The following is a 13377-nucleotide window of genomic DNA, read 5'->3' as shown; positions in this document are numbered from 1 at the left end:
TGCCTGCCGATGCTTATTCTCATAACACCTACCTACATGAGAGCAAGGATATGAAAACAGCATCGATTGATGAGCAATATAAGCTCAGCATCTGGCAGAACCTGCGCCTGATGCCTTTGTTCAGTATGATCTTTGGTGGCATTCTGCTGCTTTTTGCCCTGTGCATTGGACTCGCCAGCTACTTTTTGATTCAGAGTAATAATTCCCTAAACGATGCCACCGAAGAAATTCAAATTCGTATGGGCATCTCTAACAGTTCTAACCATCTGCGTACTGCGCGACTCAATGTGCTGCAATCCGGTGCCGCCGCGCGTATTGGTGAAATGGATGGTTATCGTGCCGATTTAGCGCGCACCGAGACGCGTATTAAACAAGCGCGCGAAGGTTTTAAACTCTATATGGATCGCAAGGCGAAAACGCCGGCGGATATTGCCCTCGATGAACCGCTGACCGCCAGCTTCAATGCTTATATTGATAAAGGTCTCAAGCCGATGATTGAATCGGCTAAACAGGGCAGCTTCGAAGGCATTGTGGCGCAGGAAACTGACGTCACGCGCAAACTGGATGATGCCTATAATGCCGTGCTGCTGAAGGCGATTAAAATCCGTACCGACCGCGCCGAAGCGATTAATGCCGAAGCCGCGCATCAATCACGCATTGGCTTTATTGCTATGGCGGTGGCGTTTGCTGCCGCCTTGCTGCTGGTGCTGCTGACCTTCGTGTTCCTGCGTCGCGTGGTGATCACCCCGCTACGTCAGTCCGTTGATCGCATCGAGCGTATCGCGCAAGGCGATCTCACCGCGCCGGAACAAGCCTATGGCCGCAGCGAGATTGGTAGCTTGCTGCATAACCTGCAGCTGATGCAGGCCTCGCTGGTGCGTACCGTTGGTACGGTGCGAGAAGGCGCGGTAGCGATTTATCAGGGTTCCAGCGAGATTTCCGCCGGTAACACCGATCTCTCATCACGTACTGAAGAGCAGGCCTCCGCGCTGGAGCAAACCGCCGCCAGCATGGAGCAGCTCACCGCCACGGTGAAACAGAACGCCGAGAACGCCCATCACGCCAGCCAGCTGGCCGCCGATGCCTCAGGCAAAGCGCGCAGCGGTGGCGATCTGGTGAGCGGCGTGGTGCAAACCATGAACAATATTTCTGGCAGCTCGAAAAAGATTGCCGAGATCACCAACGTCATCAACAGCATCGCCTTCCAGACCAACATTCTGGCGCTGAATGCTGCGGTGGAAGCGGCGCGTGCCGGTGAGCAAGGCCGTGGCTTTGCCGTGGTGGCCAGCGAAGTGCGTAACCTGGCGCAACGCAGTGCGCAGGCGGCGAAAGAGATTGAAACGCTGATTGCTGAATCGGTGGGGTTGATCACCAACGGTTCACGCCAGGTCGGCGAAGCCGGTAATACCATGGGCGAGATTGTTGAAGCGGTGCGGCGCGTGACGGACATTATGGCTGAGATTGCCGCCGCGTCGGATGAGCAGAGCCGTGGCATCCAGCAGGTGAGCCTGGCGGTGACCGAGATGGATAACGTGACGCAGCAGAACGCCTCGCTGGTTGAGGAAGCCTCTTCAGCAGCGGCTTCGCTGGAAGATCAGGCCGGCAGATTGACGCAGGCGGTGGCGGTGTTCCGTTTGAATGGCGCGCCGGTGGCGCACGTGGCTAAAGCGGCGCAGTCTGCGTTGCGTACGCCAAATCTGGCACCGCGTCCTGCATTGGCGACGTCAGGGAATGATAACTGGGAGACGTTTTGATTTGAGGTAGTGCGCGTCGTCCCTCACCCGGCCCTCTCCCACACATGAGCAAAGGAGTGGATGGTGCGCCGATCTTTCCCCTCTCCCGCTTGCGGGAGAGGGTTAAGGTGAGGGAAAATCAATCAAGCCTCTTCATACGGCTCCACAAAAACCCCTTCAGCATGATCGCTTTCATTAAAGAACCAAATCCCCAGCGGGTAATCTTCTAACGCCACCAGATACATGATGCCTTCATTGAATGCTTCCACTGCCAGCACCGTACCCACACGGCGCGGGCCGCCGTCAGTTTTAACCGTAACGCGATCGTTCACCTTCATTGATTACTCTCCACAAATTGTCCTGCGACACAGTTTAACGGAAGATAATCAACACTGCCTGATCGCGATCAGCGTCGGGCGATAACCCACACCGCATGCACGATGCCTGGAATGTAGCCGCACAACGTCAGCAGAATATTGAGCCAGAAAGCCCCACCAAAACCGACTTGCAAGAATACGCCCAGTGGCGGAACCAAAATGGCGATGACAATACGTAAAAAGTCCATATTCACTCCCTGATATCACTTAACAATCAATCGCTAAGCATAGTCGCTGTTACGCACTGTGCACTTAAAGGCAGGTAAAACTCTGTCAAGATGCGCTTTTTCGCTTTCTTAACGTTTCGCAGAGAGACTTTTGACGCAGCCTGCTCGTACACTTCTTGGTACTGCACCAACCCCAAAGGCGCAGTCAACCTAAAAGTAACAAGGATTTTTGCCCGCGCAGCGCGGGCTTTTTTTTGCCTGCCATTTGCCCTCCGCGCCCTCTTTTCACCAACGACTATACTGGTGTAGATCCGATTGCCTCCGGGAGGCCGCCATGACCACTGCAAAAGAGTACAGCGAGAGATTTCAGCGCGAAGTGAATGTCGATGTTGATGCGTTGCTGGAAGCGATTCAGAAGAGAACGTCGGGCGAGGTAAAAGAGTTTATGGAAGCCGAAGACGCGCATCGCGTTACGGTAAATGGCGCAGCCTATGACTCTTACTCTGAGCTAGCGGAAGCCTTCGAACTCGACATTCGCGACTTCGCCAGCAGCGAAGTGAACCGCTGAAATCGATTTCAAAAAAATACCCGGCGGGATGGCCGGGTAAAGTAAATCAGTAAGTTCGTTACACCAGGGAATTCTTAACACCCTGTCAGATTACGCCTTAGTCTGATTAAGACAAGACTCATCCCTGCATGTAAATCGAACAATTTTGTATAAGCATTCATGTGAATCGTCCTACGCGCCGCGTCACTGCTGGTTTCAGCTGTGCACGAAATGTGCATCGCGCCTTCCGCCACGTTTGCCATTTAAGAATTATCCTGGATGTCGCTGGCCGGGTCGCGGGAAAAAGTGTGATCGCGATTCCGCTATTATACTGATTACTCTTCGCTTTACAGATGCCACTGGCGTAAGGAGTGTGATGATGCTGAGTCTTAACTCTTCCCTGATGATCATTACCGATCTCGATGGCTCATTGCTGGATCATCATGACTATAACTGGGATGCGGCCAGTGAATGGCTGGCGCGTCTGCAACAACATCAGATCCCGCTGGTGATTTGTTCCAGCAAAACGGCGGCCGAGATTATTCCACTACAAAAGAAGTTAGGCATTGTCGGTGCCCCTTTTATTGCTGAAAACGGTGCGCGCGTGGTATTGGGCGGTGAACATACACCGCCGATCGAAACCAGCGCCAGCTATCATGCGCTGTGCCAGACGCTGCAGGCGTTGCAGGCACGATTTCGCTTCAACGGCTTTCATGAATTTAGTGATGCCGAAGTCGCACGTTTTACCGGTTTAACCCTTGCCGAAGCCAGCCAAAGCCGCCTGCGCGAAGCGTCGGAAGTGGTGTTGTGGCGCGATGACGAACAGCGTTTACCGGAATTCCGCGCGGCGCTGGCAGAACACAATCTGGCGTTAACCCAGGGCGGGCGTTTCTGGCATGTGATGCCCGCCGGCACCGGCAAAGGTATCGCGCTGGCGGACATTCAGCAGCATCTCGCCGCGCAGGAAGGAGAAGCGCGCACCACAATCGGCTTGGGCGATGGTCCTAACGATGTGCCGATGCTGGAGCGCGTTGATTATGCCGTGGTGATAAAAGGCTTCAGTAAAACGCCGGTGGAGTTGCAACGCACCGATACTGAGAACGTTTACCACACCGCGCACGTCGGTCCGCAGGGCTGGCGTGAAGGTCTGGACTATTTTCTTGCGCCGCATGAGTAACGGCCTTTAACCAAAAGGATGAGACGATGAGTGATTTTTACCAGAATGGTGTCATTACTAATTTCCATAATCTCACCCACCGCAGCGTCGAATCGCTGGAAAAAGAGATGGTGCGCTTCTCACGCAAACGCAAAATGGGGCTGATATTGCCGTCGCTGTTCTCGGAACTGGAAGGCCCGGCGCTGGATAATATCGTTAACGAACTGGCGAAGGTACCTTACCTGGAGGAGATTGTGATTGGCCTCGACCGCGCCGATCGCGACCAGTTTCTGTTTGCGCGTGAGTTCTTCTCCCGCCTGCCGCAGCGCCATCGCATTTTATGGAATGACGGGCCGCGCCTGAAAGCGCTGGATGCCGAACTGGATAAAGAGGGTTTATCGCCGAGCCAACCCGGCAAAGGGCGCAATGTGTGGTTCTGTACTGGCTACACGCTGGCTTCCGACCGCACTCAGTGCGTGGCGCTGCACGACTGCGATATCGTCACCTATGAACGCGGCATGCTGGCGCGTTTACTCTATCCGCTGGCCAATCCGTCGTTTCAATATGAGTTCTGCAAAGGTTTTTATGCGCGCGTCGCCGACGGCAAGCTGAATGGCCGCGTTGGGCGTTTGCTGGTCGGTCCGCTGCTGCGCTCCTTGCAGAAAGTCTACGGTCACTCGGAATATCTCGATTACCTCACCAGCTTCCGCTATCCGCTCTCTGGCGAGTTTGCCATGCGCACGCATGTGCTCAACGGCATCAAGATTCCCGGCGATTGGGGATTAGAGATTGGCGTGCTGTCGGAGATTTATCGTAACTACACCACGCGTCAGACCTGCCAGGTTGAGATCGCCGATAACTACGACCACAAGCATCAGCCGCTGGCCGAAGATGATGGTACCGGCGGATTGAAACGCATGAGCAATGACATCGTGCAGTCGCTGCTGCGTAAGCTGGCCACCATGGGCGTGCCGCTCACCAGCGATTCGTTCCGGGTGTTGAAAGCCACTTACTACCGTAATGCGCTGGACATGATGGAGATCTACAACCACGAAGCCACCATGAACGGCCTCAAGTTTGATCAGCACATTGAGGAAGCGGCGGTAGAGATGTTCACTCAGGCGATTCTCGATGCCGGACAAGCCTTTATTGAGCGTCCAAATGAGAAACCCTTTATTCCCAGCTGGAGTCGCGTGCAATCTGCTTTTCCGGATATTCTGCAGCGTATTTATCAGGCGGTGGAAGAGGATAACGACGGCAAGGTGTAATGCAGGGTTGAACCACATTCGGGACGACGGGCATCGTCCCGAATGTGTTTAACTGGCCAGCTGTTGCGCGCTCGATACGTGACTGAGTTCATCACTGCGAAACGCCTCACGTCGCACGCTGTAACCATCATACCAACGACACTCTACCATTCCGCTGGCATAGCCGGTGACCACCATGGTGGGTCCGCCCTGTTTGTGCTGAACTTCGTCACTGATTGCAAAGATCATACCGCACCTCCCTCTTTCATCGTTAAATGACCGAATTTAGGTATAGCAGCTGTGACCGATTTTTTCCTATACGATTAATCTATTACTGCTACTAAATCAGAATAAGCAGTTAAAAACTCTGTAAATAAAAAAAGCCGACAAAATTTATTGTCGGCTTTGATAGCACGTCCTGGACAGGAAAATTAGATTTTGCAGCCTTCGCAATCCGCTTCGTCGCTGATATCCGCAGGCACTTCGTTGGCTTTTTCTGCCGCTTTGGCTTCAGCCTGTTCCAGCTGTGCATCGATATCAAATTCAAACATATCGTCGTTCATCATCGTTCTCCTGACCGTGATTAAAAATTTACAGCGCTTTATAACTGCTAGCCGCGCAGCTTAGCAATCAGATTTACGCCCAACAGCACGATCGACCCAATGATAAAGCCGATCACCAGATTGGCGCCGTTGCTCAGCAGTGCCGAGACCAAACCGTTGAATCCGGCGCTGTATTCCGTAATGGCGTGATGCAGCGGCGTGATGCCGTGCACCACAATGCCGCCACCAACCAAAAACATCGCCAGCGTGCCGACTAACGTTAAGGCTTTCATCAACCAGGGGGCAAAGGCCAGCAATACGCCGCCAATGGCCTGCGCGACCGTGGAAGATTTCTCTTTTAACCAAAAGCCCAAATCGTCAATTTTAACAATCATCGCCACGATGCCGTACACGCCAATGGTCACCAGAATGGCGACACCGGCGAGAATCAGCACCTGATTCAGCAGCGGCGCCTCTGAGACGATGCCCAGCGTGATGGCGACAATCTCCGCCGAGAGGATAAAGTCAGTACGCACTGCGCCTTTTACTTTGTCCTTTTCAAACGCCCGCGGATCCTGCTGCGCCAGTTTGTCGAGACGCTGCTGACGCGCCTCCGGACTCTGCTCGGCCTTATCGTGATTGAGGCTATGCAGCACTTTCTCCACGCCTTCGTAGCAGAGATAGGCACCGCCAATCATCAGCAGCGGCGTAATCAACCAGGGCGCAAACGCCGAGATCAATAACGCCAGCGGCACCAGAATGAATTTATTAAGAAAGGAGCCTTTTGCAACGCTCCATACAACGGGCAATTCACGGTTGGCTTTGACACCGCTAACCTGCTGCGCATTCAGCGACAGATCGTCACCCAATACGCCTGCGGTCTTCTTTGCCGCAACTTTGCCCATGACCGAGATATCGTCGAGCAGTGTTGCAATATCATCCAGAAGGGTGAGTAAACTGGTTCCTGCCAAAGTGGTATTCCTTATTATTCCGGTTCGTGATCCTGACAACAGGGGCAACGCTCAATCGCCGTCACTGACATATCGGCGATGCCCGCACAGTCCCATTCGACGCGTAACGGCCCCGTCAGATCCCCGGCGTGCAAATACTTGCTCACCGGACTTTCCGTCATGCCGCTGATCTCTTCGGTGGCTACCAGCCGGTCGCCAAGATAAATGCGCGCCGTGGCTTGGGTTGTCACCATCCGCTCATCGCGGAGTTGATACAGGCGCTTAACGGTAAGTTTGATGCTGCTCATGGCTCAATTCCGCGTCCCAGAGAAAAGGGAGATCTAAACTGTTATAGCGGCTAAAAGCAACAATCTCGCACTATTCAACGCGATAGTGATGCAAGCCCTGATGGTCGATTTCGCTGCTGTCGGTTGCGGCCAGCAGCCACTCTTCTAAACGTTCAATCAGCGCGCTGTCCTGCAGCTGCAGTTTGCCGCGCAGCGCGCACTCCCAAACAATCAGTACTTTCCAACCTCCTTCGCGCAGTTGTTCCACGTAACGCCGGTCGCGCTCAACGTTACTGTTAATTTTGCCACTCCAGAATTCGGTACGCGTGGCCGGCATTTTGAATAAGTAGCAGTGATGACGATGCCAGAAGCAGCCATGAACAAAGATGATCGCTTTCTCGGCGGGCAGGACAAAATCCGGGCGGCCCGGTAGCGCTTTATCCTGTACGCGATAGGTGAAGCCGCGATCTTTGAGAATCAACGCAATACGCTGTTCAATCGCGGTATCCTGATTGCGAATCGCGCGCATGTTTTTGCTGCGAATGGCTTGCGAGTGAACGTCTGCCATGGCGTCTCCTTGTATTAGCGCTTCTACAACTTTAGCGGTTTAAGCCAAAAGCGAAAGCACACCGCACGCCAATTTCCTCGTTGCGTGATGAGTGTTAGCATAGCCGCTTCACTGTTAAGGAAAAACGCATGCTCGCTATCGACCCCGTCTCGCCCTCCCCGTTAACCGCCGATCAGGATGACGCGACGTCGCTGTTACTGCAGGTGCTCGATATCTATGCCGCACGCGATGTGGTTATCACCTTAACTGAAGCCGGTGGCCGCGACTGGAGCGTGCCGCGTTTGAATCGCATCCGCGCCGGTAAAAGTGCCGCGCCGGCGCTCTCCAGCCGCGAAGTGGCCAGCCTGCAGGCCTTGCTGCCGCAGCGTCCGGCGCACTATGACGACGCCAAATTCCAGTTTGTCGATCTGTTTGCCGGTATCGGCGGCATTCGCCGTGGCTTCGAGCAGATTAGCGGTCAATGCGTGTTCACCAGCGAATGGAATAAAGAAGCGGTGCGCACCTATAAAGCCAATCTGTATAGCGATCCACAGTTGCACCACTTCAACAGTGATATTCGTCTGGTAACGCAGCCCGCGGGCATCAGCGATGAGCAGGCAATTTATCAGCATATCGATCGCACCATTCCCGATCATCAGGTGCTGCTGGCCGGTTTTCCTTGCCAGCCCTTCTCGCTGGCGGGCGTGAGCAAAAAGAATGCGTTGGGTCGCGCGCACGGTTTTGAGTGCGAAGCGCAAGGCACGCTGTTCTTCGATGTGGCGCGCATTCTCGCCGCCAAGAAGCCGCCGTTCTTCGTGCTGGAGAACGTGAAAAACCTTAAGAGCCACGATAAAGGCCGCACCTTCGCCATCATTATGGCCACGCTGGATGAACTCGGTTATGACGTGGCCGATGCCAATGACGACGGTTTGCCGGATGCGAAAATTATCGATGCGCGCCATTTCCTGCCGCAGCATCGTGAGCGCATCGTGCTGGTGGGCATTCGCCGTGATAGCGGGCTCAGCAACGGCTTTTCGTTGCGCGCCCTGCCCGCGCTCTATCCGCAAAAGGTGCCGTCGTTACACAGCCTGCTGGAACCCGAGCCGGAAGCAAAATACACGCTATCGCCCACGCTGTGGAACTATCTGTATCAATACGCGAAAAAGCACAAAGCCAAAGGTAACGGCTTCGGCTTTGGCCTTAACGATCCGCGTAATCTGAACATTTGCGTGCGTACTTTATCGGCGCGCTACTACAAAGATGGTTCGGAAATCCTCATCGATCGCGGCTGGGATCACGCGCAAGGCGAAGCAGATTTCCAGCAGGCAGAGAATATGGCGCGCCGTCCGCGTCGTTTAACCCCGCGCGAATGTGCCCGCCTGATGGGTTTTGAAGCGCCGGGCGAGGCCAAACTGCGCATTCCGGTTTCCGATACGCAGGCCTACAAGCAGTTCGGCAACTCGGTGGTGGTGCCGGTATTTGCTGCGGTGGCGCAACTGTTATTGCCGCTGATTGAACAGTACGCCGCGCAAAAGGCGTAGCGATTCAGGACCACAATTTTATTTAGGGCCGCGCTTTATGCTGTTTTCCGCCTAATCGCGCCCGCTGTCACCAAACTGTCACGCGTGCTGCCAATACTCCTGTTTTATTTTTTGGAGGCGTGTGATGTCACTTCTGTCTGTTATCACTCTGCCGTTGCGGTTACGCGCGCGGTTCTCCCCGCGTATTCCGCTGTGGCTCACCAGTTTACGTAGCCAGTTTTTGCTGTTCATTGCGCTGTTCTGCTTGCTGCAGTTTGCCGGCGTGCTGCTACTGAATACTCACGTTAACCAGACGCAAACCTCGTTGCAGCAGGCTAATCAACTGCGCGAACGTCTGGCCCTGCTGGATAAAGCGCGCATCGAACTGCTTACCGCCAGTGATAACAGCCATCGCGCCGGTATTTATCTGATGCAGGATCAACAAAGTGGCTCGGTGGATAGCTGGAAAAGTCTGGCGGCGGCAGCCGATGACTCGTTGAATCAGGCGCAACAACAGTTCGCCGCCTACCACGCCCATGCGGATAGCCCGCTGGCGCAAGGCTTCGCCATGCTGGCAGCAGGATTGCAGGAGCAGCTGAAAGGATTAGCGGCCAACGACATCAACGCCTTTTTTATGGTGCCGATGCAGGCATTTCAGCAGCAGTTTAATGATGCCTGGTTCAGTGAAATCGAGCAGGCCAATCAGCAGCTCAGCAGCGTGAATCAAAACACCCTCAGCACCTTGAAGCAGAGCCGCAATCTGTCGCTGATGGTCAGCGCGATACTGATGGCGCTGTTAGTGCTGGCGTCCAGCCTGCTGATGCGCGGCGTATTGTTGCCGCTGCGTCGCGCGAATGCGCAGCTGGAACAGATCGCCACCGGTGATCTGGTCGATGCGCAAAACCTTCCGCGTCGTCAGTCGCTGGAAACGCGCCAGCTGTTCCAGTCAATCGAGACCATGCGGCGCGGCTTGCAGCAGATTGTGCGCGACATCAACACGGTGGCGGTCAGCGTGGCCGCCGGCGCAGAAGATATGCAGCAGTACAATGAGAAAGTGATGCAGCAACACCAGCAGCAAAATGCCAGCTTCCATCATCTGTCGCAGCGCTTAGATCGCGTTTCTGAAGAGGTGGAGATTGGTGCCCAGTTCTCGCAGCAGGCGACGCAGGAAGCGCAATCTGCCGATGCGTTGATGCGTAACTGCGCACTGGAAGTCGATAAGATGGAAACCCAGATGCAGCAAATTGTCACCGCGTCGGATGATATCGCCGGGATTGTTGGCATGCTGGATGACTTGTCGATGCAGACGCGTTTGTTGTCGCTAAATGCCGCGATCGAGTCGGCACATGCCGGCGCTTACGGCCGCAGCTTCTCGGTGGTCGCCAAAGAGATGGGTTTGCTCTCGCAGCAAAGCGGTGCCTCGACGCGCCAGATTGACGGATTGATTCAGCATACGCAGCAACATGTGCATGCTGGCTTCGATAAGGTGAAAGCGCTGGAGGTGCTGTTCGCGCAGATCAGCAGCGCGGTGTCTGGCGTGGTGACGCAGTTGAACGAGCTACAGCACAACAGTGCTGCGCAGAGTCATCGGGTAAAAAAGATTGCGCTGGAAGTGGTGGAGATGAGCGGACAGCTGCAGCAGAACGAAGCGCTTAACGCCCATCAGGTGCAATCGGCAGTGCAATTGCGCGCCTTATCGGACCGCCTGGCTCAGCGCGCGCAGCAGTTCCGTATTTAATCTGCAGGCATAAAAAAACCCGTCAGTGACGGGTTTTCTGCTTATTTCTTCTTCTTACTTTTCTTCAGCAGCGCACGAATCTGCTTCAGTTCCGCAGCGGAGAGCTGATCTTCCACCGCTTCCTGAGTATCCAGACTATCAATGGCCGGTTGCGCACCCGCATCTAAACTGGCCTGCAGGCGATTAACGATCTCCTGACTCATGGAGATTTGGTTATCGGCGGCTAACTGTTTGATGTGCTCTTTCAGTGCCGGGTCAATTTTGATGGTTAAGTTAACGGTCTCGGTCATTTTTCATACTCCCTTTTGATTTACAACAACGTAGCGGAAGCAGGTGAAAGTTAACAGACTGTCATAAAAATTTAATATTACGAGTGTATGGGGCTGAAATCTCTTAACACCGATTCATCGATGGAGGTCAGATTGCCCTGCAGCTCGGCGCACAGTTTGCCCATGTAGTGGACGAGAAAATCGGCGTTATGTTCCGCCAGCAGGCGTCCAGCTTCGGTTTGCATGGTTTGCGGTAAACCCAATAGCTTTTTCTGGAAGTGATCCAAGGTCCACTTCACATCATCCAGTTCCCGATCTTTTCCTAACGGATCTTCGCTATCAAACAGCGGACGACCTAATGCGCCCGCCGTGTAGAAAACGCGCGCCAGGCCGATAGCACCTAATGATTCGAGACGATCGGCATCCTGCACGATTTTCGCTTCCAGCGTTTGCGGCGCGATACGCGCACTAAAGCTGTGAGCCTGCACCGCGTGCGCGACGGCATCCAGCAGTTCGAACGGGAAGTCGGGGAAATCTTGCTGCAGTATGCGGCGCGTCTCTTCCGCGGCATAAGTTGACGCTAAATGACGTTCGGGATGGTTTTTCGGCAGGTTGACCACATCGTGAAAATAGCAGGCGGTCATCACGACCATAGGATCGGCGTCACTGTGCTGCATGATGCGCTTAGCACTCATCCAGACGCGTCGCAGGTGCGCGATATCGTGGGCTTTGTCGTCGTGCAGCCAGTTGAGCTGCAGCCAATTCTCGTAGCGTTGTTGCCAGTGAGTAAGTGACATCGTGCTTCTCCTGTTATTGCTGTTATCTACGTTCCTGCGGACATCATAGCGGCCTGGTCATGACACTTTTTTTACATCCGTCCAGGCGGTGCCAGGCGTAAAAATGAGATCCCGATCTTGTTATAACGCTGTTAACGCCGCTTGCACAGCAGCCATTGCGATTTCGGTATTTCCTTAGTGCGTTTTAGTTAAATAACTCTGTTCAATAGGTTTAATATATTCGCGTCATCAACAAATTTCGCTTTAGGGATAAATTCCAGTTATCTATGCTAATAAATGGGGCTTCTTAGAGGCAGATCAACACGGCATAATCTGAAAAGGTTCCCATAATGGCCTTTATAACGTACTGTATCTGGAAAATTTATGGCTTCTGAGCCCTTGCAAAGTCCTTTTCAGCACACATTTTGCTTATGAACCATTTTTTACATCTAAAATTGCCAGAATAGCCTGATACTAAGTCGACAAATTATTAAGCAAACTGATTCAAACCCATTATGCTAGCTCTCACATCTACGGATGTTAGGGGATTCTTCGCAGTTTCCGGGTTTGTGACACATTAAGAGGTATGCAATGAAAGAACGGCCGATTCTTTTTTCCGAACAGCGGGTACGCGCCCTGCTGGTTGGCCAGCAAACGCAGACCCGGCGCATTATGAAAACTCAAGCCTTTGGTCCGGGTCAGGATCATCATGAAGGCGTACACGCATTTGATGTCAGCGCCAATCATCTGCACGGCTATAAATTGATGTCGATGACCGATGTCAGTTCGCACTGCCCATTTGGTCAGGCGGGCGATGGTTTGTGGGTACGTGAAACCTGGCGCGGCCCGATCGTGCCGGAGGCGATGCTGGCGGATTACGAACGCGATCCTCTGCCGTTCCGCAATGCGGCTTACTGCCAATATCGCGCTGACAGCAATGAATTGGGACAGCTGGATGAGAATATGCAGAATGCCGAGCAGTTTGGCTGGCAAACCGCGATTCATATGCCGCGCTGGGCCAGCCGCATCGACCTGCAAATCACCTCGGTGCGAGCCGAGAAGATTCAGGACATTAGTGAAGATGACATCATGGCGGAAGGCGTGCAGACCGATTCGCACTTCCTGAATAACTTTTTCACCATGAATATGAATTCCGAATCGCCAAAAGAAGCGTACCGCAAAGCGTGGCAGAAACAGTACGGCGCCACCAGCTGGGAGGTGAACCCGTGGGTTTGGGTGATCGCGTTCCAGCGGGTTGAACGATAAGACGTCCCCTCCCCCTAACCCTCTCCCGCGGGCGGGCGAGGGAACCGTTCTTAGCGATGTAGAAGTTTGGGGATCACGCGAAGATTTGCACAGTAAGCTCCCTCTCCCGCCTGTACAGTCCGGGGACATGGTAGACAGGTGTTCGGGGACATGGTGAACACTTTTTAACATCCTTTACCCATGGTGATCGACTTTTTCTTCAGGTCGATCACCCCCACTTTTGTGCTGTACCACCATACCTCGTAGCACCCGTCT

General features: G+C 53.8%; 16 protein-coding genes. 7 read left to right on the top strand and 9 right to left on the bottom strand.

The features are described 5' to 3' along the window. Positions 1–50 precede the first annotated feature (50 nt). Complete coding sequence (locus PZBJ_RS20025) at positions 51–1754, top strand: methyl-accepting chemotaxis protein (RefSeq protein ID WP_101763948.1); 1704 nt, start codon at positions 51–53, stop codon at positions 1752–1754. Between the two features lie 122 nt (positions 1755–1876). On the opposite strand, the gene dsrB is transcribed toward PZBJ_RS20025, so the two are convergent. Next, the gene (gene dsrB / locus PZBJ_RS20020; protein WP_101763947.1) at positions 1877–2071 is read right to left on the bottom strand and encodes a protein DsrB; all 195 of its coding nucleotides are present in this window, start codon (positions 2069–2071) and stop codon (positions 1877–1879) included. A gap of 68 nt (positions 2072–2139) precedes the next feature. Beyond that, positions 2140–2298: a YqaE/Pmp3 family membrane protein gene (locus PZBJ_RS20015; protein WP_007891469.1), complete on the bottom strand. Its 159-nt coding sequence runs from the start codon at positions 2296–2298 to the stop codon at positions 2140–2142. 313 nt (positions 2299–2611) lie between these two features. On the opposite strand from PZBJ_RS20015, the gene yodD reads away from it, so the two are divergent. The 3 genes from yodD (at position 2612) to PZBJ_RS20000 (ending at position 5248) form a co-directional block, all read left to right on the top strand. Further along, complete coding sequence (gene yodD / locus PZBJ_RS20010) at positions 2612–2845, top strand: YodD family peroxide/acid resistance protein (protein WP_101763946.1); 234 nt, start codon at positions 2612–2614, stop codon at positions 2843–2845. Positions 2846–3203: 358 nt separating this feature from the next. Then, entirely contained in the window at positions 3204–4001 is a 798-nt protein-coding gene (locus PZBJ_RS20005) for a mannosyl-3-phosphoglycerate phosphatase-related protein (protein ID WP_101764065.1), read from the top strand. A gap of 26 nt (positions 4002–4027) precedes the next feature. Beyond that, a complete protein-coding gene (locus PZBJ_RS20000; RefSeq protein WP_101763945.1) occupies positions 4028–5248 on the top strand; it encodes a glycosyltransferase family protein in 1221 nt (406 codons plus the stop codon). Between the two features lie 48 nt (positions 5249–5296). Here the strand turns inward: PZBJ_RS20000 and PZBJ_RS19995 are convergent, their stop codons facing one another. The 5 genes from PZBJ_RS19995 to PZBJ_RS19980 all read right to left on the bottom strand — a co-directional run bounded on the left by PZBJ_RS19995 (position 5297) and on the right by PZBJ_RS19980 (position 7574). Then, the gene (locus PZBJ_RS19995) at positions 5297–5476 is read right to left on the bottom strand and encodes a YodC family protein (protein WP_101763944.1); all 180 of its coding nucleotides are present in this window, start codon (positions 5474–5476) and stop codon (positions 5297–5299) included. Between the two features lie 182 nt (positions 5477–5658). Further along, positions 5659–5793: a hypothetical protein gene (locus tag PZBJ_RS24470; protein ID WP_255253243.1), complete on the bottom strand. Its 135-nt coding sequence runs from the start codon at positions 5791–5793 to the stop codon at positions 5659–5661. Between the two features lie 44 nt (positions 5794–5837). Next, positions 5838–6740 (bottom strand): DUF808 domain-containing protein, encoded by a 903-nt coding sequence (locus PZBJ_RS19990; protein ID WP_101763943.1) that lies wholly within the window; start codon positions 6738–6740, stop codon positions 5838–5840. A 14-nt stretch (positions 6741–6754) separates the two neighbouring features. Further along, positions 6755–7027 carry a hypothetical protein gene (locus tag PZBJ_RS19985; RefSeq protein WP_008105433.1) on the bottom strand — a complete coding sequence of 91 codons (273 nt, stop codon included), beginning with the start codon at positions 7025–7027 and terminating at the stop codon, positions 6755–6757. Between the two features lie 70 nt (positions 7028–7097). Continuing rightward, the gene (locus tag PZBJ_RS19980) at positions 7098–7574 is read right to left on the bottom strand and encodes a very short patch repair endonuclease (protein ID WP_101763942.1); all 477 of its coding nucleotides are present in this window, start codon (positions 7572–7574) and stop codon (positions 7098–7100) included. A gap of 128 nt (positions 7575–7702) precedes the next feature. Between PZBJ_RS19980 and dcm the strand changes: the two genes are divergently transcribed. Both dcm and PZBJ_RS19970 read left to right on the top strand, forming a co-directional pair. After that, positions 7703–9094: a DNA (cytosine-5-)-methyltransferase gene (gene dcm, locus PZBJ_RS19975; RefSeq protein ID WP_101763941.1), complete on the top strand. Its 1392-nt coding sequence runs from the start codon at positions 7703–7705 to the stop codon at positions 9092–9094. Positions 9095–9218: 124 nt separating this feature from the next. Continuing rightward, entirely contained in the window at positions 9219–10811 is a 1593-nt protein-coding gene (locus tag PZBJ_RS19970; RefSeq protein ID WP_101763940.1) for a methyl-accepting chemotaxis protein, read from the top strand. Between the two features lie 41 nt (positions 10812–10852). On the opposite strand, the gene PZBJ_RS19965 is transcribed toward PZBJ_RS19970, so the two are convergent. Then, positions 10853–11101 (bottom strand): hypothetical protein, encoded by a 249-nt coding sequence (locus tag PZBJ_RS19965; RefSeq protein ID WP_008105442.1) that lies wholly within the window; start codon positions 11099–11101, stop codon positions 10853–10855. A 77-nt stretch (positions 11102–11178) separates the two neighbouring features. Further along, complete coding sequence (locus PZBJ_RS19960; RefSeq protein ID WP_101763939.1) at positions 11179–11877, bottom strand: phosphohydrolase; 699 nt, start codon at positions 11875–11877, stop codon at positions 11179–11181. A 570-nt stretch (positions 11878–12447) separates the two neighbouring features. Here PZBJ_RS19960 and PZBJ_RS19955 point away from each other — a divergent pair. Further along, entirely contained in the window at positions 12448–13122 is a 675-nt protein-coding gene (locus PZBJ_RS19955; RefSeq protein ID WP_101763938.1) for an ASCH domain-containing protein, read from the top strand. Positions 13123–13377 lie beyond the last annotated feature (255 nt).

It is taken from the genome of Pantoea endophytica (genome assembly GCF_002858935.1).
In the GTDB taxonomy this organism is placed as follows: domain Bacteria; phylum Pseudomonadota; class Gammaproteobacteria; order Enterobacterales; family Enterobacteriaceae; genus Pantoea; species Pantoea leporis.
The sequence above is the reverse complement of the archived record's forward strand: the minus strand, read 5'-3'. Positions and strand labels throughout refer to the sequence as shown.

Bases quoted from the DNA above. Each gene is read 5' to 3' on its own strand.
- PZBJ_RS20025 (WP_101763948.1), top strand. From the start codon at position 51: ATGAAAACAGCATCGATTGATGAGCAATATAAGCTCAGCATCTGGCAG.
- dsrB (WP_101763947.1), bottom strand. From the start codon at position 2,071: ATGAAGGTGAACGATCGCGTTACGGTTAAAACTGACGGCGGCCCGCGC.
- PZBJ_RS20015 (WP_007891469.1), bottom strand. From the start codon at position 2,298: ATGGACTTTTTACGTATTGTCATCGCCATTTTGGTTCCGCCACTGGGC.
- yodD (WP_101763946.1), top strand. From the start codon at position 2,612: ATGACCACTGCAAAAGAGTACAGCGAGAGATTTCAGCGCGAAGTGAAT.
- PZBJ_RS20005 (WP_101764065.1), top strand. From the start codon at position 3,204: ATGCTGAGTCTTAACTCTTCCCTGATGATCATTACCGATCTCGATGGC.
- PZBJ_RS20000 (WP_101763945.1), top strand. From the start codon at position 4,028: ATGAGTGATTTTTACCAGAATGGTGTCATTACTAATTTCCATAATCTC.
- PZBJ_RS19995 (WP_101763944.1), bottom strand. From the start codon at position 5,476: ATGATCTTTGCAATCAGTGACGAAGTTCAGCACAAACAGGGCGGACCC.
- PZBJ_RS24470 (WP_255253243.1), bottom strand. From the start codon at position 5,793: ATGATGAACGACGATATGTTTGAATTTGATATCGATGCACAGCTGGAA.
- PZBJ_RS19985 (WP_008105433.1), bottom strand. From the start codon at position 7,027: ATGAGCAGCATCAAACTTACCGTTAAGCGCCTGTATCAACTCCGCGAT.
- PZBJ_RS19980 (WP_101763942.1), bottom strand. From the start codon at position 7,574: ATGGCAGACGTTCACTCGCAAGCCATTCGCAGCAAAAACATGCGCGCG.
- dcm (WP_101763941.1), top strand. From the start codon at position 7,703: ATGCTCGCTATCGACCCCGTCTCGCCCTCCCCGTTAACCGCCGATCAG.
- PZBJ_RS19970 (WP_101763940.1), top strand. From the start codon at position 9,219: ATGTCACTTCTGTCTGTTATCACTCTGCCGTTGCGGTTACGCGCGCGG.
- PZBJ_RS19965 (WP_008105442.1), bottom strand. From the start codon at position 11,101: ATGACCGAGACCGTTAACTTAACCATCAAAATTGACCCGGCACTGAAA.
- PZBJ_RS19960 (WP_101763939.1), bottom strand. From the start codon at position 11,877: ATGTCACTTACTCACTGGCAACAACGCTACGAGAATTGGCTGCAGCTC.
- PZBJ_RS19955 (WP_101763938.1), top strand. From the start codon at position 12,448: ATGAAAGAACGGCCGATTCTTTTTTCCGAACAGCGGGTACGCGCCCTG.